This window comes from Spongiibacter marinus, assembly GCF_016906995.1.
In the GTDB taxonomy this organism is placed as follows: Bacteria; Pseudomonadota; Gammaproteobacteria; order Pseudomonadales; family Spongiibacteraceae; genus Spongiibacter; species Spongiibacter marinus.
The window spans coordinates 38,498-58,716 of record NZ_JAFBBD010000006.1; the positions used below are offsets into that span (position 1 = coordinate 38,498).

Here is a 20,219-nt window from a genome sequence, read left to right on the forward strand (position 1 = left end):
ACGCCAGTAATCGAAAGCCGCCCCAGCTTGGCTGAGGGCGGCTTTTTTGTGGCCCTTTTTTATTTCGGTCCTTTTTATTTCGGCCCTAGTGGAATCCCCAATCCGACCCAGGCCGCCAGTAACACGGACCAGCTCACGATAAAACACAGGGAGTAGGGCAGCATCAATGCCAACAGCGTGCCCATACCGGCTTTGCTATCGTGGCGCTGCATAAAGGCCACCACAACGCCAAAATAAGGCATTAACGGCGTGATGATGTTGGTGCTGGAGTCGCCAATTCGGTAAGCCATTTGCACGGCCTCGGGCGCCACATCGAGCATCGCCAGCATGGGGACGAATATCGGCGCCATCAATGCCCATTTTGCCGACGCGCTGCCGATCAATAGGTTGATGGCCGCGCTGCACAGCACAAAGCTAATCAGCAGGCTGGTAGTGGAAAGCTCGAGTCCGGCAAGCCATTGTGCGCCTTTAATTGCTGTTAATGCGCCAATGCCCGTCCAGGAAAAATAATTGACAAACTGGGCGGCAAAGAACATTAGCACCAGATAGCCGGCCAGGGTGCTCATGCCTGACTCCATGGCGTCTACCCAGTCTTTGCTGCGCGTAAAGCGGCCACTGCTGTAGCCGAAAATAATCCCGGCGAGTGCGCCATATGCAGCAATAAACACCACAATTCCCTGCAGCAGGGGCAGGGCTGCCATACCGCTGGGGTCAGGGTTGCGCAATGGCCCCTGTGGGTGGACGACCGCCGCGATGAGCGCCGCGACATAAAATACGCTAAAAATCAGCACGCGGCGCAGCGCTTTTGTCTCGCTGGCCGAGGCTTCCGGGGGCGTGCTTGTGCTCTCTGTCTGCCCAGGGCGCTGCAGTCGAGGCTCTACCAAGGTTTCCGTCACCCATGCGCCAACGAGGGTAATAAGCAGGGTAGAAAAGGCGGTGAAATAATAATTTGCGCTGACGCTCACCGAGGCCTGCGGGTCAATCAGCTGTAGTGACTCGGTGGAGATCCCCGCCAAAATTGCATCGACCGGGCCGAGGAGAATGTTTGCGCTAAACCCGCCAGATACCCCGGCGAATGCGGCGGCAATGCCCGCTAGCGGCGAGCGTCCGGCGGCGCGAAAAACGATCGCCGCCAATGGGATTAAAACAACATAGCCTGAGTCAAAACCAATACTGGATAATACGCCGGTGAATACAATCACCGCACTCAATGCCTTTGGTGGCGCCCGTCGTGCGAATTGTGTCAACACATGGCCGAGCAAGCCGGAGTGTTCCGCGACGGCAATACCCATAATCGCGACGATCACAGAGCCGACAGGCGCGAAGCTCACAAAGTTACCCACCGCATTGTGTAGCATCCACAGCAGTCCGTCGCGGGACAGCAACGAGCGCGTGTAAAGCCATTCGCCACTGCTGGGGTTCTGAACATTAGCGCCTGTTGCCGTGAGCCATGCCGACAGCAAAACGACGATTGCGCAGAAGTAAATGAACAGCACGACCGGGTGTGGCAGGCGATTGCCGGCGCGTTCAATTCGGTCCAGCCAACGCTGGCTCAATGGTACGTCTTGCTGAACCTTTGACATGTTTCCCGCTTGGTTTGTGTTGGCAAAAGGAGTGGCTGTGTAAAATGCATGCTCCGCGAACGGACGATAGCCAGCCGCTATCAGGCTGTATCAAAGTGTGCCAGATGGCGTGGCAGATAAAAACCGATGGCAAGAGGATAGCTGAGTGACGGAAACAGGCAGTGCACCGAGGTCTGACTGGCGGGCGATGATTTCGCTTTACGCCGCCATGATGGCGGTGGGGATGGGCCAGAGCGTGGTGTTTGCGGTGCTGCCAATGTTGGGGCGTGAGCTGGCCCTGCATGAAATGCTCTGGCAACTCCCCTTTACCGAACTAACGATCGCGCCCAAAGAAATGGTAATCACCTCGCTGTCGGCGCTTACCGCGCTCGTTTTTTTCATGACCTCGCCCTATTGGGGAAGAAAGAGCGATGTATGGGGGCGAAAGCCGGTCATTATTATCGGCTTGTTCGGCTACACCATTGGTACCATGCTGTTCAACGCGGTCGCGTGGATGGGGCTTGTTAGCATACTCGGTGGCGGCCTCCTATACGTGCTGCTGATGGTCAGCCGCGGTATTCACGCCGCTTTGATGTCGGCGACCCACCCGGCATCGGCTGCCTATATGGTCGATGTCACCGATATTTCCCGGCGCGCGCAGGGGATGGCGAAATTGCAGGCCTTCAATCAACTGGGGGTGATGCTGGGGCCCGCGCTGGCGTGGTTTGTCGCCTTCAGTTATTTAACGCCGCTATATTTGCAAGCGGCGCTGGCCGCATTGGTTGCGATTTTGGTCTGGCGTTATTTGCCCGCCATTCCAGCGCATAGCAGCGGCGGCAAGCGGCCGAAGCGAATGGCGTATTTCGACCCCAGGTACCGTCTGTTTATCTTCATCGGTTTTGCGCTTTACAGCCTACTGGGCATGGTTCAGCAGACGCTGGGGTTTTATTTTCAGGATTTACTGTCACTCGACGGTGTGGCGGCGGCACAGTGGTTTTCCGCTGCGATGATCGTGTCGTCAGGTGCCATGCTGTTCGCGCAATTTGTGGTGGTGCAGCGCTACAACGGGTCGCCAATGAACCTGTTGTTTATGGGGCTGCCGTTCAGTTGCGCCGGGTATTTGCTATTAGCATTGTCAGACACGTTGCCGATGTTGTTGTCGGCGATGGGCTTGTTCGGTTTTGGTATGGGTTTGACCGGCCCAGCCTACGGTGCCAGTGCCAGCTTGGTTGTCGAGCCCCATGAGCAGGGCGGTTTGGCCGGCCTGCTTGGCTCGGTGGCGGGACTTGGGTTTGTCGCTGGGCCGCTCGTGGGGGGCTTCTTATACCGAATCGCGCCGAGCTACCCGTACTTTTGCGCGGCTGCCGTAATGGCGTTGATTATTGTGGTAATGGTGTCACGTCGCCGCCAGATCGCCAAAGGTTGATCAAAAACTACGCGCGCGACGGCAGCGTTGATGAGACGCCGCTCAGCGGAGAATTGAACAGCCTTATCCACAAGCTTATTCACTGTATCTGGGGAAAACTTGTTGTGGATAAGCGGTGATCCTAGCGCAGTCACGTGACAGTGCTGTGACGCTGACGCTTTTCTTTCACGGCATGTCGCCGGCTTTGCATTTTGCTTGCCAGCAGTCTGTTATTCAGCGTCGCTTAGGCCACTAACCCGCGTTTGCCGCGCGACTTTTACTCAAAATGTTGTAAGCTGTAGGGTATTGATAAATGTGAAGTGACTCACAACAATAAATGAGAATGCGGCAATGAAGAAACTGCGAGCCCCTGCTTTTATTCCACTGCTACTAGCGGTCGCCGTCAGCCCCGATGCGACAGCCATGGGTTTAGGTCGTGCGGAGCTGGATTCGGTGTTAGGCAAGCCATTGGCCGCACGTGTCGTCATCAGTGGTGCCGAGGGCTTGGATCCCGAACAAATTCTGATTGATGTGAAGCCGGTGTGGGATGCGCAGAGCGATAGTGCGATGGGCGGGCTCGATACCCGAACCCTGACGGTACGCAGCGAATTAAGTCCCTCTGGCAGTGGCGTAATTTATTTACGTAGCACCACGCCAATTGTTGAACCCTTTTTGAATTTCGTTTTATCGGTGCGCTGGCCGACCGGTACGATTGAGCGCGAATACACATTGCTGCTCGACTTGCCTGCGCAGGCACCGGCGTTGGCAAGTGCGGCCCAAGCGGGCGCAGCGAGCACCCGGCTGGCATCGGGAAAACCAGCGCAGAGTAATCGCCCCGCGAAATCGTCACCGGCGAGGCCTATTAGCGCTGATGCATCGACGTATACCACCGTGCGAGGGGACAGCCTTTGGCGAGTGGCGTCGCGCATTCGGCGTGCCCGAGGCGGTGAGCAACTGCCCCTGATGGAGGCGGTCTATCGCCTTAACCCCCAGGCCTTTGTGCGCGGCGAAAAGGACATGCTAAAGGAATCTGTCTCGCTAAATGTTGAGGCGGCAGCACTTGCCGAGGTGTTGTTGCCGGGCGGGGGCCCTGGCGGTTCGGGCAAACAAATATCGCGGGCGCCTAATGGCACGGTAAATAATGAAGTGGAAACGGCGCCAGAAGCGACGACAGAACGTGTCGTTTTAAGCTCCAACGCCGCTCCGTCGATGACCGAAGAGCAGCGATTGACGGCTTCGTTGGCGGCGGTGACCGAGGAAGTGTCAGCTGTACGCGCCAATATTGAGGCAATGAATAGCCGCTTGCAGACGCTACAGACGCGCCTGCTGAGCTTGCAGGATGAATATACTGCGCTGAAGGGCCAGACCGCAGCGATCCAGACTGGTGAAAGCGCGCCGGTGCCGGAGGTGAGTGTCGCGGAGCCTTTGGCTGAGGCATCTCAGGCAGAGGAGCAAGCCGTATCAAGCACATTTGTACGTGGTGCTGATGTGGCGTCGGCTTCGCCGTCTGAGGTGATTCAAGCTGGCGTTACGGCGACTGACACGGCGCCCATTGGCGAAACCACCGGGGCGCTGCCTGAAAATGCTGAGTGGCGCGGCAGTCCTTGGGCGTTATTGCTGCTGGGTGTTGCAGCGGTGGGCGGGCTATTGTTTTATCGGCGCCGTAAAGCCGCCGCAAAACGCCGCTTGCAAGCGTTTCATTATGCAGGCGCAGCCAAGGCTGCTCCGAAGGCGTCGGCCACACATTTTGAAGACGTTTTCGCAGAATTGGGTGATGCCCCTCAAGAACAGTCTGGCAGCGCAGATATTGCCGCAGTGACTGCTCGTGTGGTTGAGGAGGATAACTCGCCGCAGGCGGCCGCGGCGGCGTGCATTGAGTTGGGGGACTACCGCGGTGCTCAGCAGATCGTTGAACAGGCCCTGCGTGAGGACGAGTCTCTGGCCTTACAAATGCTACTGCTCGATCTATACGCGCGCCAGGGGCAGGCCACGGACTTTGAGGCACTGGCCTTACAGATGGAGTTTGCCGGCGTAGAGGAAGAATCCCTAAGAGAGATCGATATCCTGCGGCGTGAGCTCAATGGCGCGCAGCAACACCGCACTCAGCAGCAAGGGCAGTAGTCGATCCACCCGTGTATGAACTCGTGTATGAGCACAGTGATTTTTTTGTGCTCAATAAAACTGCCGGTGCTAATTTGCACCGCAACCATCACCCTGAAAGCCTGTTAGACCGCCTCAGCACTGAGCGAGGGGAAACCGGCTTGCACCTTGTCCATCGCCTTGACGATGCGACCTCGGGTTTACTCCTTATCGCCCGCAATGCGGAGGCCGCAGCCGAGCTGGGGCGCAGCTTTAGTGAGCGGCGTATCGATAAGTTTTATATCGCCATTGCACTCGGCAAGCCTCGAAAAAAACAGGGGGCAGTGGTGGGGGATATCATTAAAGCACGCGGGGGAAGTTACCGGCTTAGCCGCAGTTGCAATAATCCCTCGCGGACCCGCTTTATCAGCACCAGTATTGCGCCGGGCAAGCGCTGCTATCTACTGAAACCTGCCACCGGTAAAACGCATCAATTGCGCGTGGTGATGGCGAGTTTGGGCGTGCCGATTCTCGGCGATGAGCGGTATGGTAAGTCGCCGGCGGATCGCTGTTACTTGCATGCCTGGGGGCTGCGTTTTGACTACCGAGGCGTGCCAATGTCATTCACTTGTGAGCCAAGCAGTGGTGAGGCCTTTGGCGATAGAGCTGTTGAGGCGGCGCTGGTAGAATGGTCGCCACCTTGGCAGCTCCCCTGGGGAGCTTAATACACCGATTTTGAGACCTACCTTTTCATGACTGACCCGCAAGAAAGTGACGAGCTGCTGACTAAGCTGAATCGCGAGACCGCCAAAATACCCTGGGAGGAATTGCAACGTTTCTACGCCCAGGGCGCCGTACTGGAGGTTTCACCCAAGCTCGATCTTGTTGCCGTGGCCGCAGGCATGGCAAACGACGATACCCAGACCATTAGCCCTTTGCTCACCTCCGGTCAGCTTGGCCGTGTCGACACCGAGTCGGCGCAGAAGTGGACGCAAGAGCAGGCATCGTTATGGGCCGTGGTGGTCGCGCCTTGGGTGCTGGTGCAAACCCATCGCGATCTAGATTAAGGCGATAAGCCCAGTGGACTCTCAGGCTTTTATCGACGACTTGCGCAAGCGTTTGCGTGCGTTCTTCACTGAACAGGCACAGGGCTGGGATGTGCCACCTGCGACCCTGTACCGTTTGGAAGGCGCGATGGCCTCAGCGGTTCAATTGGGGCTAGTGTCCGAGGCGGAGCTGCGTGGCGATTTGCTTCATCTCGCTGAAGAATTCCTGGACGAAAATTTGCAGGACATTTACCGAAACGACCGGCAACTGCTGTTGCATCTACACATGCACGAGGCCCCGGTTTATCCCAGTGGCGGTAGCCAATAGTGCAGGCCGACGCCTTTTCTCAGTGGTGCACGTCTCGGCGCGCGTGCAATGTCCGCCGCGGTCACCGCCAGCTTATTGTATTAAGCGGTGAACAGCGTTGGGCAGAGGCATTATTATCCGCAGCGATCAACGGCGGCGATGGCGTCTTACTTGTTGCACACGATGCGCTGGCGGGGTTTCAGCCGAGCGGTAAAGCCGCCAGCTTAGGCATCGAAAGTGATTGGGTCATTATCGATGGCCATCGCTACAGTTCGGTTAATCACTGGTTGGCAGCAGCCGGCACATTGCGAGGCGGCGGCTCCCTGGTGTTACTAACGCCGCCTTTAGCGGATTGGCCACAGGCCTACGCCCTGGCAATGCGGGAGGCGGGCTTCGCGGTTGAGCATTCGGCCTTCATTTCCAGGCTCACGACGTTGCTTCCCCTGCAGCCCGCAGTCTGCTTGATCCAGCAAGGCAGCGTGTCTGCCCAGGTGAGCCACTCGACGTCACTCAACGGCGACAAGGCGCAGGCCTGGCCAGCCGAGGTACCCAGTGCAGATCAATTATCCACCGTTACTGCCATTGTTCGCGCGGCGCGAGGTCGGTCGGGGCGCCCCCTTGTTATTCGCGCCGACCGTGGTCGGGGGAAAACATCAGCGCTCGGCATAGCCGCTGCAGAGCTGCTGCGCAGCGGAAGCCAAAAAGTGGTGATATCCGCGGCCAGAGCCGACATGGTTGAGATCGCCTTTCGCCGCGCGATGGAGGTGCTGCCGGGTGCGGAGCGCGATGGTGATAAGCTGGTGTGGCAGGGCGCGGCGCTGGAATATCTCACGCCGGCTGACTTGCTGTCTGCCAGTGCCTGCGACGACTTTCAAGCTGAGCTGGTGATGGTTGACGAGGCGGCTCACTTGCCGCTGCCAGTCTTGGAAACGCTGCTAGGGCGCTTACCGAGGCTGGTATTTTCCACAACCGTGTCAGGATACGAAGGCACAGGAAGAGGGTTCGATATTCGTTTCCGGCGCTGTCTAGACCAGTTACGGCCGCAGTGGCGCCGACAGTTCTTAGCGACGCCGCTGCGCTGGGCTGACGACGACCCCCTTGAGGCCACGTTAAACGCCATTTTTTTGCTGGGCACTGCCGACGCCGCACCCGGCACTGTTAAAGGAGGCTTGCGCGTCGATAGCGTTAGTGTGGCGACACTGGTGAACGACGACTTGGCGTTGGCGCAGGTGTTTCAGTTACTGATGGAAGCGCATTACCAAACGACGCCGCAGGATCTTCAATACTTGCTCGATCTTCCTTCTCAGCTGATGATCGCGCGTATCGGTACAACGATCGTTGGGGTTTGTCAGGCGCTTCCGGAAGGGGGGCTGGCTGATGAACAATGTGAACGGGTTAGCCGCGGCCAGCGGCGCATAAAGGGCCACTTGCTGGCTCAGGCCCTGGCACAGCGGAGCGGGCAGACACAGTGGTTAGTGGCGCCGAGCTTGCGTATCAATCGTATCGCGGTGAGCGAAGGGCAGCGACGAAGGGGGATTGCTAGCGCATTGCTCCGGGAGCTTCTGCACAATGCTCGCGGGAGGGGCTGCGCGTTCCTGAGTAGCAGCTTCTCGTGCGAGCCGGAATTATTGGCATTTTGGCTGTGGCAGGGTTTTGCTGCTGTCCATCTGGCCAGTCGGCGAGACACCAGTAGCGGCAGCTATTCACTGATGGTGGTTCGCCCCCTCGGTGATAACTTGCCCCACCTTGATGCCCTGCGTGAGGTGCTTTGCGATGAGTTGCTGAGCTGTACAGAGCTACTGCGCCGGGACATGCCAGCACCAGCGCTGGCCGCTTTATTGGCGGCGCTGCCGGTGCAGGGGACTGAATACGACAGACAGCAACAACGGCGCTATGTAGCGGGTGAGCTGCCCTTTGAACAGGCGGCAGTGCATTTAAAGCGCGCCTGCATTGGCGCTACACCATCGCCGTCCGCGCTGGTTGTAGAACGCTTGTACCAAAGCCGCGATTGGCCTGCTTTGGTAGCCGCGTACCGCCTAACAGGGCGAGCGGATTGCGAGCGACAAATAAAACAGTATTTTGCCGGTGTTGACACTGGCGATGATCAACAGGAGTAATCATGGCGAGTATTTTCAGCAAAATTATTGCAGGTGAATTGCCCGGACATTTTGTTTGGCAGGACGATGACTGTGTGGCGATTATGACCATTCAGCCGATTAAGCCGGGCCATATTTTGGTCATTCCCAAAGAGGAAATTGATCACTGGGACGATTTGCCTGAGGCGCTCAGTGCTCACTTACTGGCGGTGTCCAGAAAGCTGGCGAAGGCCCAGAAGCGGGTGTATCAATGCCGTCGCGTGAGCTTGCAGATCGTCGGGCTGGAGGTGCCACATACCCACCTGCATCTCGTGCCAATTGACGAGATGCGTGACATCGACTTTGCCGGGGCTGAAATGGCCGACGCCGCGTCGCTGGCGGCTGAGGCAGAAAAAATACGTGAAGCACTCGCGGTAGGTTAAGGCACCTCTGATTAATTCGGTAATGGCTCAGCGGAGCCTCTCGCGTGCACTGGCGAGGCGCAGCGCGAAGGTCAAGGGTGGTTCTCCTTGACGAGTGTTGCAACGACGGCCAGGGGGCGCGAGAGACCCGCCCTTCGGGGTTTTGCCTTATTTCGCCTGGCGGCGTTGCGCTCATTTGAAAGGCAACCAGCCTTACTGCCTGAGCGCGCCTTGCCAAACGAAATAAGGCAAAGCCTGAGTTATCACCGAATTAATCAGAGGTGCTTTAAGAGTGCGCGAGCGCTTCCTGCCCGGGGTGGATCACGCGTACCACTTGCTCTTCAGTGTCGTACTGAATTTCGCCGCGTAGCCAGGCGCCGCCGTCGGGTTCGTGGAGAATGCTACCGACGCCACCCGGGGTGCGTATTCGCGCTGAGCTCGGGCCGGACTGAAAGCAGCTTTCGTCAGGCGATGACATCTCGTCCAGCGCCCGTTTGCAGCCCAGCGCGTCGAAGCTAAAGGTAACGTCGCGTTCGCTGGCTTCTCCCCAGCGAGGTGAAAGTGCTTGGTCAAGCTCGAGCAGCCTGTGCAAGCGCGCCTTGATCGGCAGTGTGGTACTGGCGCCGGCGTAATCACTCACATAGTGGTTCATTACCCTTTGCACGCACTGATACAGGCGCTGCGGATCGCGCAGGCACTCGGTGAAGATGGCGTTGCGTGACTCGTAAACCGTAAGGGCATCGTCAACATCGACGCTAGGCAAAGCGTCCTGAAATTCCCGGCACACCGCCAGTAGTAGCTCGCGCATCAGTGTTGCGGTCGTAATACCCTCTTGCTGGGCGATGTAGCGAATGCTGTAGGGCAGAATATGGCCGTGAGCAAATAACATATGCGCGGTAATTAACAGGTAGCCCTGCAGGCCCTGTTCGCGGCTGAAGCTGTGACAGGCGACCACGTATTCGCCCTTCGCCTTGCCGTAGCCGGCCACCGGAATGGTTTCGATCTGATATTCCTGGCGTTTTTCGTAAAACTCGGTGCCTGGCAGCAGGGTGTAGGCAAAAATATTGAGGTTGGGGAAAACCTGCAGCAGTTCATCGAGGTTGCGCTCAAAATCCGGGAGATTATCGCCGGGTAGGCCCCAAATGAGCTCGGCGGCAATAGGCACCCCTTTACTGGCCATATCTTTGGCAATGGGCTCGTACTTATTGGCGGCCATGTTTTTGCGATTGCTAAGCTCAAGGGCCTTCGGCGTTAGGGTTTGCAGGGCGAGTTGATAGTGCGGCAGTAGCCCGTGCTGGTTAAGCAGCAAGACAATTTCCTGCACCCGCGGGCTGTGTTTCTTTGACCACGAGGTAGCGAAGCTGCTGGGTAGGCCTGTGGTGTTTTTCAGTTCGCAAATGAGTTTGGCTTTGTCTAAGTCTTCTCTCAATGCACCAAAATTGGAATCGGCAAGCCAGATATCCTTGATGCCAGCGGCCACAATTTTGCGCCAGTCCCGCTCAATCCTCTCCATGGAAAACTGGTACATTTTCGAGCCGATAGCGCCGGTGCCCCATTCGCAAAACGCGCATTTAAAGGGGCAGCCACGGCTGCTTTCATAGGAAACGGAGTCGTAGAGTGGCTTGCCCGCATCGTCACACAGCGGCACTACATCGAGGGCCGAGGGGAGGGCGTCGAGATCCTGGCGGCGCTTGCGCTCGGCAGTTTTTACCAGTTCGCCATCGCGCAAATACGCGAGGCCATCCACGTCTTGCCACTGCTCTCGGCTTTCGCAGTCCAGCCACTGGGCGAAGGTGGTTTCTGCCTCGCCCAGAGCAATAACATCAATCGGGTCGTCGTACAGATAATCCTCAGCTTGTTGAACGTGGGGCCCGCCGGCAATGCAAAGGACTTGCGGGCAGTCAGACTTGATTAGCGCGATCAACTCGAGAAATTCCGCTGCATTCCAGGTGTACATACTGAAGCCCACCACCGGTACACCGCCACGTGCGATGCAGGCGATGAATTCCTCTCTAAGCTCGGGCCATGTGGCTTTCCAGGCGTCAGCCGCGTCGCTGTCGCGAAAATGTATCAGGCGTATGTCGTTGCCCGCTGGGTTATTGCCGTAATGCTGGTAGTACGCTTTCAAGCCGCCCGTTGTGGTGGGAACAGCCCAAAAGCCGTCCGAGTCCATGCTGAATAAACAAACGGGGCGAGGGGAGTGCGCTGAGCTCATGTGGGTGGAATGCCTTGTTGTGATTATGGCGCTATTGTCGCATCTTGCGCCGCCATTTGCTCATGAGTAAGCCGAGGGTTAACTAAGCCGTTCGGGTGAGGTTGATCCACCTATTATGCGGCAAGATCGCCGCTGAATAAAAAAACTTCGGAGAGTCAGATGGTTGAAGTACACGTAGAGCGCGATTTAGATTTTCCCGCCGCAACGGTTTGGGCCTTATTGGAAGATTTTGGCGACATTAACTGGGCGCCGGGTATCGACAAAATTGAGGTAATCGGTGAGGGCATTGGCATGATTCGCCGTTTGCACCTGGCGGGCATGGAGCCGATTGATGAGCAGCTCGAAAGTATGGACGCCAGTACCATGAGTTTTGGCTATACGATCCCTCGCGGTATTCCCATGCCGGTAACCGATTATTCGGCCAATGCCAAGGTGACGGCCATTGATGACGGCCGCTGCCATGTAGACTGGTACGGCCGCGCAACACCACAGGGCGCATCAGACGAAGAGGCGGCCGCGATGATTCGCGGTGCCTATGAAATGCTTTTGCAATGGGTGGACGAGCACCTGAAATCGCGCGCTTAATGCGCTTTTTTGCAGTAGCGCTGTATCAAGCTGGGCATTGTGGCAATGCCCAGTAAGTGGCGGCGCACCAGCTCCATACCCAGTGCCGACACCCACATTTGAAAGGCCTGTCGGTCAAAAGGCAGCGCCAAACATTCCGCTTTTAGGTGATCTGCGCTGCCCCAGGCTATCCATACGGTGCCGACCGGCTTGTCTTCAGAGCCACCATCGGGCCCGGCAATGCCTGTGACGGCCAAGGCCACATCGGCGTGGCCAACGCGTAGGGCGCCCTGCGCCATGGCCAGGGCAACGTCTCTGCTTACCGCGCCGTGCTGTTGCAGCAGCGCCTCACTCACACCCAACTGGCTGCTTTTCATCGCATTTGAATAACTGACGATGCCACCGGGAAAGACTTTCGATGCGCCAGCGATGCTGGTGATTTGGGAGGCGATCAGGCCACCTGTGCAGGACTCTGCCGTGCACAGGGTTTGGTTTCGCTTGCTGAGCTCGTCGACCAATACTGAGGGCAAACTGAGCGGCAGCTCGCCGAGTAAATGTTCGCCGAGCAGGGTTTCAACGGGCGTGCGCCACTCGGCCAAGGTCGTGTTTGCATGTTCACCGCGCGCAGTTAACTTTACTTCCAGCACGGGCATCGAAGCGCGAAAACCCAGTTCGATATTGTCGGGCCAATTGGGTAACTCGCGGTCAAACAGCTCCTGTATGCCGGACTCACCTAAGCCAAAAACGCCAAGACGAAGGGTGTGAATATAGTCCGACTCAAAGCGTTGCTTGAGGAGAGGGAGGAGTTCGTCGGTCAGCATCTGACGCAATTCGCTGGGTACCCCCGGCGTCGCCAATACCAGGCAGTTGCGATACATAAGCCGTATTCCCACGGCGCTGCCTCGGGCGTTAGCGATAATATCGCAGCCCTCGGGGAGAATGGCTTGCTTGCGGTTAGAGGCGTTCATGCTGAAACCGCGTTGCTCGCACCAATGTGATAAGTGCGCCAATGCCTCAGGGTGTTCGGTAAGTGGCCGGTCGCAGAGCTGGGCCAGCACGGCGGCGGTTAAGTCATCGACGGTGGGGCCGAGACCGCCATTAATAATTAGTACATCGCCCTCTTCACACAGCTGATCAATTTCCTTTTGCAGTAGTGCGCTGTCGTCGCCTACCGTGACCTTTTTATGTATTCTCCAACCTTGTGGCGCCAGTTGCTGGGCAACCATCGCGGAGTTTGAATCAATAATATCGCCGGCCATAAGTTCATTGCCGGTTAACAGTAAATTCAGCTTCATAGTGTTCCGGTTTTTCAAGTTTACTGGCGATTATCACCTAAAACGGGCATACAATGCCTGTGTCGAAAAAGCTCGGAGAGAGCATAGTATGAAATCATCGTTAAACGCGATATTTGCCGTAGCGATTGTTGCGTTGATTGGCTTTGAATATTGGCAGTACCGCCATAATCAAGCGGAAACGCAGCGTTTGGAGCAGCAACTCGTTGCCTTACAGCAAAGCGTGGACGCCCTGAGCCTGCAGCTAAACAGTGCCAAGGAAGAGGACACTGCCAGTTCGCTGGGGAATCTTCTCGAGGAAGCCAACAAAGCGTTGGTTGATGGTTGGTCGGTGATGGTCGATGCGGTTGAGCGCGAATTGCAACGCGCGCAACAGCAGATCGAAGAAAGTAAAAAGCAGAAATCAGAAGCGCCTCCCGAGACGCCGCAGAGCCACTACGGTCCCGGGGCGCTCTGAGTCGCGAACGTGTCAGTGGCGCAATTGCGCGTCCAACTCGTCTACGAGCTCAGCCCACTCAGCGTCGTCGTCCAGGGCCTGCTTCAAAAAGGTGGCCTGGCTCGGCGACCAGAAGTGAGCCTGGTGCAGGGCCAGGTCTTTGGGGAGTGGCCGGTGACGCCCAATGAATGCTTCAATGTCGCTGGGCGTTGCTGGCAGGCCGAGTTGCTGAAACAGTGCTGACATGCTGTGAAATTCTGCTTCCATATTACCCTCCGTTATTCATGGTGAGTCAGCTGTCAGCCTAAACGATTAGGAGGTCGGCAGTAAATCCAGCCTCAACCCAGCATTCCACCCGCCGTCGACAATAAACTCAGAGCCTGTTGAGTAGCTGCTTTCGTCGGAGGCCAGAAACAGCGACATATTGGCCACTTCGGCGGGAAGGCCGACCCGCGGTAGGGGGTGATTGACGTAGAAGGCATTGTCCTCGTCGCTGGGCTGGGCACCTTCTCCCGCGCCGTGCATGTCGGTGTAAATGCCGCCTGGGTGAACCGTGTTCACGCGAATATTGTAGGGGCCTAATTCAATGGCGGCCGACTTGCTTAGGCCGCGAACCGCCCACTTCGACGATACATAGGCGCTCAAGCCGTTTTTTGCTTGCAGGCCGTCGATAGACGAAATATTAATAATTGAACCGCCGCCGCTGCGCTTCATTGGCTCGATGGCAGCGCGTATGCCGAGGTAGGGGCCGAGCTGATTAACCTTGATAACGCGCATGTAGTCATCGCCGTCCGAATCGGCAATGGCGGCTGCGTGGAGTATCGCCGCATTATTTACCAATATATTGAGCGGCCCAAAGGCCTCGGCTTCGGCAATCAGTGTTTGCCAATCCTGTTCGCGCGATACATCGGCATGCACGTAGCGAGCATTCTCGCCTAGTTGTTGGGCCAGTGCCTGCCCGGGCTCATCCAGTAGGTCGGCGATTACCACTTTGGCGCCTTCTTCTACAAAACGTTTGGCGGTGAGCGCGCCCATTCCGCGCGCAGCACCGGTGATAATTGCGACTTTTCCCGCGAGCCTAGCCATCGATTTCTCCTGTTATTTTGTTAAATTCTCTGCGCATTTAATCGGTGACAAACTGTGCGGTCAATTGTCCAATAGGAGTAGGGCGTAGGTGTTATTCAATATAGGTGCGCCGCCGTTAAGGGAGGGTAGATGAAAAGTACAATCGGCATCGCGCTGTTGCTGCTGGCGGCAGGTCTAATGTGGTTTTATTACCAACAACAAGCGTGTTGCGTTGCGCCCCTTGAACCGCTGCCTATGACAGAGGGCAAATACTCCCCCGAGGTGACTGCTAATCCGCCATCGCAAAAACAGGCAACAAAAACAGCAGACGGTGTGCCAACTGCGCCACCACTGGATTCGGCGCCGCCACTGGATTTGCGTTTGCCGGCTGACTACACAGAGGACGCGACGCCATTTGAGCCTCAAACGAGTCGCTATGGTGTTGAGCGTTGGTTTGAAGAGGGCGATAAGCCGGAATCAAAATTAAAGCTGAAAAGTAAAATCTACCTTAAAGAAGATGCAACGCTGGATAAAAGTTTCAACGCTTACGATGAAAAGGTCGATGGTGTGGAAGTGGGCTTTGAGTACAAAACGCCGTAGGCACGCTGGCAAAGTCAGAAACGTTGAGCAAAAAAAACCCTGCCGAGGCAGGGTTTTTTGTTTTTAGCGCTTGTCCAGTGGGACGAAATCGCGTTTTTCCGGGCCAGTATACAACTGACGTGGGCGACCGATGCGGTAGGCGCCGCTGATCATCTCGTTCCAGTGCGCGATCCAGCCTGGGGTACGACCCAGTGCAAAGATAACGGTGAACATGCTGGTTGGGATGCCGATCGCTTTGAGGATGATGCCTGAATAGAAATCTACGTTGGGGTAGAGCTTCTTCTCAACGAAGTATTCATCTTCCAGGGCGATTTGCTCAAGGCGCTTGGCAATCTTCAGCAGAGGGTCATTTTCCAAACCAAGCTCAGCCAGTACTTCATCAGCTGCTTGCTTCATTACCTTGGCGCGTGGGTCAAAGTTTTTGTAAACACGGTGACCAAAGCCCATCAGGCGGAATGGGTCGTTCTTGTCTTTAGCGCGGGCAACAAACTCGTCGATGCGTGAGGCATCGCCGATTTCTTCCAGCATATCCAGAACAGCTTCGTTCGCGCCACCGTGAGAAGGTCCCCACAGGGCAGCGATGCCAGCAGAAATACAGGCGAAGGGGTTGGCGCCAGTCGAGCCAGCCAAACGCACAGTAGAGGTAGAAGCATTCTGCTCGTGATCAGCGTGCAGCAGGAAAATCTTGTCCATGGCCTTAGCCAGTACAGGATTAACATTGCTGGGCTCGCAGGGATTGCCGAACATCATGTGCAGGAAGTTTTCTGAGTAGCTCAGGTGATTCTGCGGGTACATGAAGGGCTGGCCGATGGTGTACTTGTAGGTCATGGCAGCCAGTGTTGGCATTTTTGCAATGAGTCGAATTGCAGAAATTTCGCGATGGTGTTCGTCAGCAATGTCCAGAGAGTCGTGGTAGAACGCTGACAGGGCGCCAACTACGCCACACATAATTGCCATTGGGTGAGCGTCGCGGCGGAAGCCTTTGAAGAACGTGCTCATCTGGTCGTTGACCATGGTGTGCATGCGCACTTTGTTGACGAAGGTTTCTTTTTCAGTTTGGTTGGGGAGCTTGCCGTAGAGCAGGAGGTAACAGGTTTCCAGGTAATCTGACTGTTCTGCCAGTTGTTCGATGGGGTAACCGCCGTGAAGCAGAACACCTGCATTACCATCGATATAGGTGATTTTTGATTCGCAGGCTGCGGTGGAAACAAAACCGGGGTCGTAGGTGAAATATCCGTTACCCGTCAGGGGGCTAACTTCAATCACGTCCGGGCCAATGGTGCCGGAATGGACATTCAACTCCAGCGTTTTGCCATCGATACTCAGAGTGGCTTTCTTATCGCTCATTTGACGGGCTCCTGTTACTTTCTTTTCATAGCTTGTGGCGGTGGTTTCTGCTGTCTGACAATCGGCGTGGTGATGCTGAGCGCAACAGGCAGAAAGGCTCCCTGCAAAATTAGGGAGTCACAAATATAGAGAGCTAAAACGTTTTGTCAACGCTGACCACATTTTACCCTGTGATTGCGGCCGTGGGAATGTTTGATGTTTTCTGTACTTTATGCTGCCCCCGTCGATGCGTGCGCGGTTTTGGTGCGCCGCAAATCTTATGGCGCCATAATGGCGCGAAATAGTCCCGCAAACCCTTGATATAGCGCTTTTTTGGAGGGCAATTTCGACTAAAGGCGTGTTTGTAATTGCGTATGTATAGCCCTATAATGCGCGGCGTTTCTTCTCGAGCCCCAGTGCTTGCACCTCTTAGGAAGAAGCCCGGGAAGGAGAGCCCGGCAAACTTGATAGATCCACTTCCGTTGAACCGCCCGTAGTAAAAGGGCCTGAAATAAAGTGTGGAAAACCGTGAACGATAAACGACCTGTGAACCTGGATATCGGGACAATCGCACTGCCGATTACCGCATATACCTCAATCATGCACCGCGTCAGTGGTGTTTTCCTAGTGGCCGGTATGGCCGTCTTATTCTGGTTGCTGGGCACTAGCCTCAGTGGTCCAGAAGGTTTCGCTCAAGCCAAAGAGTGTTTGTCATCGTTCTGGGGCAAGCTGATCGTCTGGGCAGTATTAGTGGGCATTAGTTACCACGCTGCTGCGGGAGTGAAGCATTTGGTCATGGACGCCGGTATCGGTGAGTCTATGGAAGGTGGCGAGAGAGGGTCCAAGCTGGTGCTGCTGACTACAGCGGTTCTGGTTGTACTGACGGGGTTATGGGTATGGTAGTTAAATCAGTAACAAGTTTTGGTCGCAGCGGTCTTTCAGACTGGCTGGTTCAGCGAGTATCCGGTGTTGTTCTGCTGGCTTACTTCTTAGTCGTAGGTGGCTACTTGGTTTGCGAAGGCAGCACGATGGATTACGCCCAGTGGAGCGCGTTCTTTGCTTCGACATTTATGCGTGTATTTAGTACTGCAGCGGTGCTGTCGGTAATTGCTCACGCGTGGATAGGTTTGTGGGCGGTCTCTACTGACTACCTGACCGAGCGTATGATGGGTGGCAAGGGTCTTGTCTTGCGCCTGGCGTTTCAGGCTGCATCAGCAGTTGTTCTGTTCACCTACCTCGTTTGGGGCATCCAGATTCTGTGGAGTTAAGTAATGGCTAATGTTCGTACTATTACCTTTGACGGCGTTATCGTCGGCGGTGGTGGCGCAGGTATGCGCGCTGCACTGCAGTTGGCCCAGTCAGGCTACAAAACTGCGGTAATTTCTAAAGTATTCCCTACGCGCTCTCACACAGTATCAGCCCAGGGTGGTATCACTTGCGCGATCGCGAGTGCCGACCCTCAGGATCAGTGGCAGTGGCACATGTACGATACCGTTAAAGGGTCTGACTACATCGGTGACCAAGACGCTATCGAATACATGACCAGCGTTGGCCCAGAAGCGGTTTTCGAGCTGGATCACATGGGTTTGCCGTTCTCGCGTACAGAAGAAGGTCGTATCTATCAGCGTCCCTTCGGCGGCCAATCTAAAAATTTCGGTGAAGGCGGTCAGGCGGCGCGGACATGCGCAGCAGCTGACCGTACCGGTCACGCTCTGCTGCACACCCTTTATCAGGGCAACCTGAAGAACAACACCGTGTTCTTTAATGAGTGGTTCGCCACTGACATTGTAAAGAACCAAGACGGCGCCGTTGTCGGTGTGATGGCGATCTGCATCGAAACCGGTGAGGTTGTCTACGTGAAGGCGAAAGCAACCGTATTCGCGACCGGTGGTGCAGGGCGTATCTACGCATCTACCACTAACGCTCACATCAATACGGGCGACGGCGTTGGCATGGCCCTGCGTGCTGGCTTCCCTGTACAAGACATTGAGATGTGGCAGTTCCACCCCACCGGTATTGCCGGCGCAGGGGTTCTAGTAACAGAAGGCTGCCGTGGTGAAGGTGGCTATCTGATCAATAAAGATGGCGAGCGCTTTATGGAGCGTTACGCGCCGAATGCCAAAGACTTGGCAGGCCGCGACGTCGTTGCTCGCTCAATGACACTGGAAATTCTCGAAGGCCGTGGCTGTGGCCCCAATGGCGACCACGTTTTCCTCAAGCTCGACCACCTTGGCGAGGAAGTGCTGGAAAGCCGCCTGCCGGGTATTTGTGAGCTGAGCCGCACCTTCGCCCACGCTGACCCAGTTAAAGAACCAGTGCCTGTGGTACCAACCTGTCACTACATGATGGGCGGTATTCCCACCAATATTCACGGCCAGGCATTGACGGTTGACGCCAGCGGCAACGACCAAGTGATTCCCGGCTTGTACGCCTGTGGTGAAGTGGCCTGTGTATCGGTACACGGCGCGAACCGTTTGGGTGGTAACTCGCTGCTTGATCTGGTGGTATTTGGTCGCGCTTCAGGTCTGTTTATTGAGAAAGCGCTGCGCGAAGGTATCGATATGCGCGACGCCTCAGAGAGCGATCTCGAGCAGGCCAACGAGCGTTTGAACCGCGTTAACAACAGCAAAGGCGGCGAGAAAGTTGCCGATCTGCGTACCGAGCTGCAAAACGTCATGCAGAACCACTTCGGTGTATTCCGCCGCGGTGACTTCATGCAAGAAGGCGTGAAGAAATTGGCAGATCTTCGTGGTCGCATTGAAAACGCGCATCTGGAAGACAAGAGCAACGCGTATAACACAGCGCGTATCGAAGCGCTTGAACTGCAAAACCTCTTTGAGGTGGCCGAAGCAACGGCTATCGCCGCTGAGGAGCGCAAGGAAAGCCGCGGTGCTCATGCTCGCGAAGATTTCCAAGATCGCGACGATGAGAATTGGCTGTGTCATTCCATGTACTTCCCTGGCGAGAAGCGTGTTGGTAAGCGTGCGGTTAACTTCGCGCCGAAAACCCGCGAAGCTTTCGCGCCTAAAGTACGCACCTACTGATCAGGGGAGAAGAGAAAATGTTGAAAGTCAGTCTCTATCGCTACAATCCTGAAGTCGATCAGGAGCCGTACATGCAGGATGTCGAGCTCGACACCGGCGGCAAAGACCTGATGGTACTCGACGTATTGGAACTGCTGAAAGCGAAGGACCCTTCGCTGACCTACCGCCGCTCTTGCCGCGAAGGTGTCTGCGGTTCCGATGGTATGAACATCAATGGTAAAAACGGTTTGGCGTGTATTACGCCGATTTCGGAAGCCTTGAAAAACGGCAAGGGTGGTAACACCTTAGTGCTGCGCCCGCTGCCCGGCTTGCCCGTAATCCGTGACTTGATCATTGATATGAGCTTGTTCTACAAGCAATATGAGAAGATCAAGCCTTACCTGATTAACAACACGCCAGCGCCCGCGATCGAGCGTCTGCAATCACCTGAAGAGCGCGCCAAGCTCGACGGCCTGTACGAGTGTATTCTTTGTGCATGTTGTTCAACGGCTTGTCCGTCTTTCTGGTGGAACCCGGACCGCTTCATCGGCCCCAGCGGCCTGTTGCAAGCTTACCGCTTCCTTGCGGATAGCCGCGACACGGCAACTGAACAGCGTTTGAGCGAACTGGACGATCCTTTTAGCGTCTTCCGTTGCCACGGCATTCAAAACTGTGTCAATGTTTGCCCTAAAGGCTTGAACCCAACCCGGGCTATCGGCCATATTCGCAACATGTTGCTGAATCGGGCGAGCTAATCGCTGAGGGGCTCGAGAGAGCCCCACTTATTAGACCCTGCGAAGAT

Annotated in this window: 20 protein-coding genes; 14 read left to right on the plus strand and 6 right to left on the minus strand. The window is 56.0% G+C overall.

The genetic code is table 11. From position 1 onward, the window contains the following. Window positions 1-74: 74 nt before the first annotated feature. On the minus strand, window positions 75-1,583 hold the full coding sequence (locus tag HNR64_RS10150) for an AbgT family transporter (RefSeq protein ID WP_204996376.1): 1,509 nt from the start codon (window positions 1,581-1,583) through the stop codon (window positions 75-77). Between the two features lie 145 nt (window positions 1,584-1,728). On the opposite strand from HNR64_RS10150, the gene HNR64_RS10155 reads away from it, so the two are divergent. The 7 genes from HNR64_RS10155 to HNR64_RS10185 all read left to right on the plus strand — a co-directional run bounded on the left by HNR64_RS10155 (window position 1,729) and on the right by HNR64_RS10185 (window position 8,917). After that, window positions 1,729-2,988 (plus strand): MFS transporter, encoded by a 1,260-nt coding sequence (locus tag HNR64_RS10155; protein ID WP_204996377.1) that lies wholly within the window; start codon window positions 1,729-1,731, stop codon window positions 2,986-2,988. Between the two features lie 330 nt (window positions 2,989-3,318). Then, on the plus strand, window positions 3,319-5,088 hold the full coding sequence (locus HNR64_RS10160; RefSeq protein ID WP_204996378.1) for a type IV pilus assembly protein FimV: 1,770 nt from the start codon (window positions 3,319-3,321) through the stop codon (window positions 5,086-5,088). Window positions 5,089-5,099: 11 nt separating this feature from the next. Then, a complete protein-coding gene (locus HNR64_RS10165; protein ID WP_204996379.1) occupies window positions 5,100-5,771 on the plus strand; it encodes a TIGR01621 family pseudouridine synthase in 672 nt (223 codons plus the stop codon). Window positions 5,772-5,798: 27 nt separating this feature from the next. Then, window positions 5,799-6,113 (plus strand): DUF2288 domain-containing protein, encoded by a 315-nt coding sequence (locus tag HNR64_RS10170; RefSeq protein ID WP_204996380.1) that lies wholly within the window; start codon window positions 5,799-5,801, stop codon window positions 6,111-6,113. Window positions 6,114-6,126: 13 nt separating this feature from the next. Next, window positions 6,127-6,420: a hypothetical protein gene (locus HNR64_RS10175; RefSeq protein WP_204996381.1), complete on the plus strand. Its 294-nt coding sequence runs from the start codon at window positions 6,127-6,129 to the stop codon at window positions 6,418-6,420. Then, the gene (locus tag HNR64_RS10180) at window positions 6,420-8,516 is read left to right on the plus strand and encodes a GNAT family N-acetyltransferase (RefSeq protein ID WP_204996382.1); all 2,097 of its coding nucleotides are present in this window, start codon (window positions 6,420-6,422) and stop codon (window positions 8,514-8,516) included. Before HNR64_RS10175 ends, HNR64_RS10180 begins: the two co-directional genes overlap by 1 nt. A 2-nt stretch (window positions 8,517-8,518) precedes the next feature. Then, complete coding sequence (locus HNR64_RS10185) at window positions 8,519-8,917, plus strand: HIT family protein (RefSeq protein ID WP_204996383.1); 399 nt, start codon at window positions 8,519-8,521, stop codon at window positions 8,915-8,917. Between the two features lie 265 nt (window positions 8,918-9,182). On the opposite strand, the gene HNR64_RS10190 is transcribed toward HNR64_RS10185, so the two are convergent. Then, complete coding sequence (locus HNR64_RS10190) at window positions 9,183-11,111, minus strand: B12-binding domain-containing radical SAM protein (protein WP_204996384.1); 1,929 nt, start codon at window positions 11,109-11,111, stop codon at window positions 9,183-9,185. Between the two features lie 159 nt (window positions 11,112-11,270). On the opposite strand from HNR64_RS10190, the gene HNR64_RS10195 reads away from it, so the two are divergent. After that, window positions 11,271-11,696, plus strand: a complete 426-nt coding sequence (locus tag HNR64_RS10195; RefSeq protein ID WP_204996385.1) for an SRPBCC family protein — start codon at window positions 11,271-11,273, stop codon at window positions 11,694-11,696. Here the strand turns inward: HNR64_RS10195 and HNR64_RS10200 are convergent. Beyond that, window positions 11,693-12,970, minus strand: coding sequence for a CinA family nicotinamide mononucleotide deamidase-related protein (locus HNR64_RS10200; protein ID WP_204996386.1), 1,278 nt, complete (start codon window positions 12,968-12,970; stop codon window positions 11,693-11,695). The genes HNR64_RS10195 and HNR64_RS10200 overlap by 4 nt on opposite strands. Window positions 12,971-13,058: 88 nt before the next feature. Between HNR64_RS10200 and HNR64_RS10205 the strand changes: the two genes are divergently transcribed. Then, window positions 13,059-13,424 carry a hypothetical protein gene (locus HNR64_RS10205; protein ID WP_204996387.1) on the plus strand — a complete coding sequence of 122 codons (366 nt, stop codon included), beginning with the start codon at window positions 13,059-13,061 and terminating at the stop codon, window positions 13,422-13,424. 12 nt (window positions 13,425-13,436) lie between these two features. Here HNR64_RS10205 and HNR64_RS10210 read toward each other — a convergent pair whose 3' ends face one another. Both HNR64_RS10210 and HNR64_RS10215 read right to left on the minus strand, forming a co-directional pair. Then, window positions 13,437-13,670: a DUF2789 domain-containing protein gene (locus HNR64_RS10210; RefSeq protein WP_204996388.1), complete on the minus strand. Its 234-nt coding sequence runs from the start codon at window positions 13,668-13,670 to the stop codon at window positions 13,437-13,439. 45 nt (window positions 13,671-13,715) lie between these two features. Further along, the gene (locus HNR64_RS10215; protein WP_204996389.1) at window positions 13,716-14,489 is read right to left on the minus strand and encodes a glucose 1-dehydrogenase; all 774 of its coding nucleotides are present in this window, start codon (window positions 14,487-14,489) and stop codon (window positions 13,716-13,718) included. 129 nt (window positions 14,490-14,618) lie between these two features. Here HNR64_RS10215 and HNR64_RS10220 point away from each other — a divergent pair, with 129 nt between their 5' ends. After that, window positions 14,619-15,068 (plus strand): hypothetical protein, encoded by a 450-nt coding sequence (locus HNR64_RS10220; RefSeq protein ID WP_204996390.1) that lies wholly within the window; start codon window positions 14,619-14,621, stop codon window positions 15,066-15,068. A gap of 63 nt (window positions 15,069-15,131) precedes the next feature. Here the strand turns inward: HNR64_RS10220 and gltA are convergent, their stop codons facing one another. Continuing rightward, a complete protein-coding gene (gltA, locus tag HNR64_RS10225) occupies window positions 15,132-16,415 on the minus strand; it encodes a citrate synthase (RefSeq protein WP_204996391.1) in 1,284 nt (427 codons plus the stop codon). A 507-nt stretch (window positions 16,416-16,922) separates the two neighbouring features. Between gltA and sdhC the strand changes: the two genes are divergently transcribed. The 4 genes from sdhC to HNR64_RS10245 are packed head-to-tail and all read left to right on the plus strand — an operon-like array spanning window position 16,923 to window position 20,172. Beyond that, window positions 16,923-17,297 (plus strand): succinate dehydrogenase, cytochrome b556 subunit, encoded by a 375-nt coding sequence (sdhC, locus tag HNR64_RS10230; RefSeq protein WP_204996392.1) that lies wholly within the window; start codon window positions 16,923-16,925, stop codon window positions 17,295-17,297. Beyond that, window positions 17,291-17,662 carry a succinate dehydrogenase, hydrophobic membrane anchor protein gene (gene sdhD, locus HNR64_RS10235; protein ID WP_036256246.1) on the plus strand — a complete coding sequence of 124 codons (372 nt, stop codon included), beginning with the start codon at window positions 17,291-17,293 and terminating at the stop codon, window positions 17,660-17,662. The genes sdhC and sdhD overlap by 7 nt, the downstream gene beginning before the upstream one ends. A 3-nt stretch (window positions 17,663-17,665) precedes the next feature. After that, window positions 17,666-19,438, plus strand: a complete 1,773-nt coding sequence (gene sdhA, locus HNR64_RS10240; RefSeq protein ID WP_027873851.1) for a succinate dehydrogenase flavoprotein subunit — start codon at window positions 17,666-17,668, stop codon at window positions 19,436-19,438. Window positions 19,439-19,455: 17 nt separating this feature from the next. Continuing rightward, window positions 19,456-20,172, plus strand: a complete 717-nt coding sequence (locus HNR64_RS10245; RefSeq protein ID WP_027873850.1) for a succinate dehydrogenase iron-sulfur subunit — start codon at window positions 19,456-19,458, stop codon at window positions 20,170-20,172. Window positions 20,173-20,219: the final 47 nt, after the last annotated feature.

Bases quoted from the DNA above. Each gene is read 5' to 3' on its own strand.
- HNR64_RS10150 (WP_204996376.1), bottom strand. From the start codon at position 1,583: ATGTCAAAGGTTCAGCAAGACGTACCATTGAGCCAGCGTTGGCTGGAC.
- HNR64_RS10160 (WP_204996378.1), top strand. From the start codon at position 3,319: ATGAAGAAACTGCGAGCCCCTGCTTTTATTCCACTGCTACTAGCGGTC.
- HNR64_RS10170 (WP_204996380.1), top strand. From the start codon at position 5,799: ATGACTGACCCGCAAGAAAGTGACGAGCTGCTGACTAAGCTGAATCGC.
- HNR64_RS10185 (WP_204996383.1), top strand. From the start codon at position 8,519: ATGGCGAGTATTTTCAGCAAAATTATTGCAGGTGAATTGCCCGGACAT.
- HNR64_RS10190 (WP_204996384.1), bottom strand. From the start codon at position 11,111: ATGAGCTCAGCGCACTCCCCTCGCCCCGTTTGTTTATTCAGCATGGAC.
- HNR64_RS10195 (WP_204996385.1), top strand. From the start codon at position 11,271: ATGGTTGAAGTACACGTAGAGCGCGATTTAGATTTTCCCGCCGCAACG.
- HNR64_RS10200 (WP_204996386.1), bottom strand. From the start codon at position 12,970: ATGAAGCTGAATTTACTGTTAACCGGCAATGAACTTATGGCCGGCGAT.
- HNR64_RS10205 (WP_204996387.1), top strand. From the start codon at position 13,059: ATGAAATCATCGTTAAACGCGATATTTGCCGTAGCGATTGTTGCGTTG.
- HNR64_RS10210 (WP_204996388.1), bottom strand. From the start codon at position 13,670: ATGGAAGCAGAATTTCACAGCATGTCAGCACTGTTTCAGCAACTCGGC.
- HNR64_RS10215 (WP_204996389.1), bottom strand. From the start codon at position 14,489: ATGGCTAGGCTCGCGGGAAAAGTCGCAATTATCACCGGTGCTGCGCGC.
- HNR64_RS10220 (WP_204996390.1), top strand. From the start codon at position 14,619: ATGAAAAGTACAATCGGCATCGCGCTGTTGCTGCTGGCGGCAGGTCTA.
- gltA (WP_204996391.1), bottom strand. From the start codon at position 16,415: ATGAGCGATAAGAAAGCCACTCTGAGTATCGATGGCAAAACGCTGGAG.
- sdhD (WP_036256246.1), top strand. From the start codon at position 17,291: ATGGTAGTTAAATCAGTAACAAGTTTTGGTCGCAGCGGTCTTTCAGAC.
- sdhA (WP_027873851.1), top strand. From the start codon at position 17,666: ATGGCTAATGTTCGTACTATTACCTTTGACGGCGTTATCGTCGGCGGT.
- HNR64_RS10245 (WP_027873850.1), top strand. From the start codon at position 19,456: ATGTTGAAAGTCAGTCTCTATCGCTACAATCCTGAAGTCGATCAGGAG.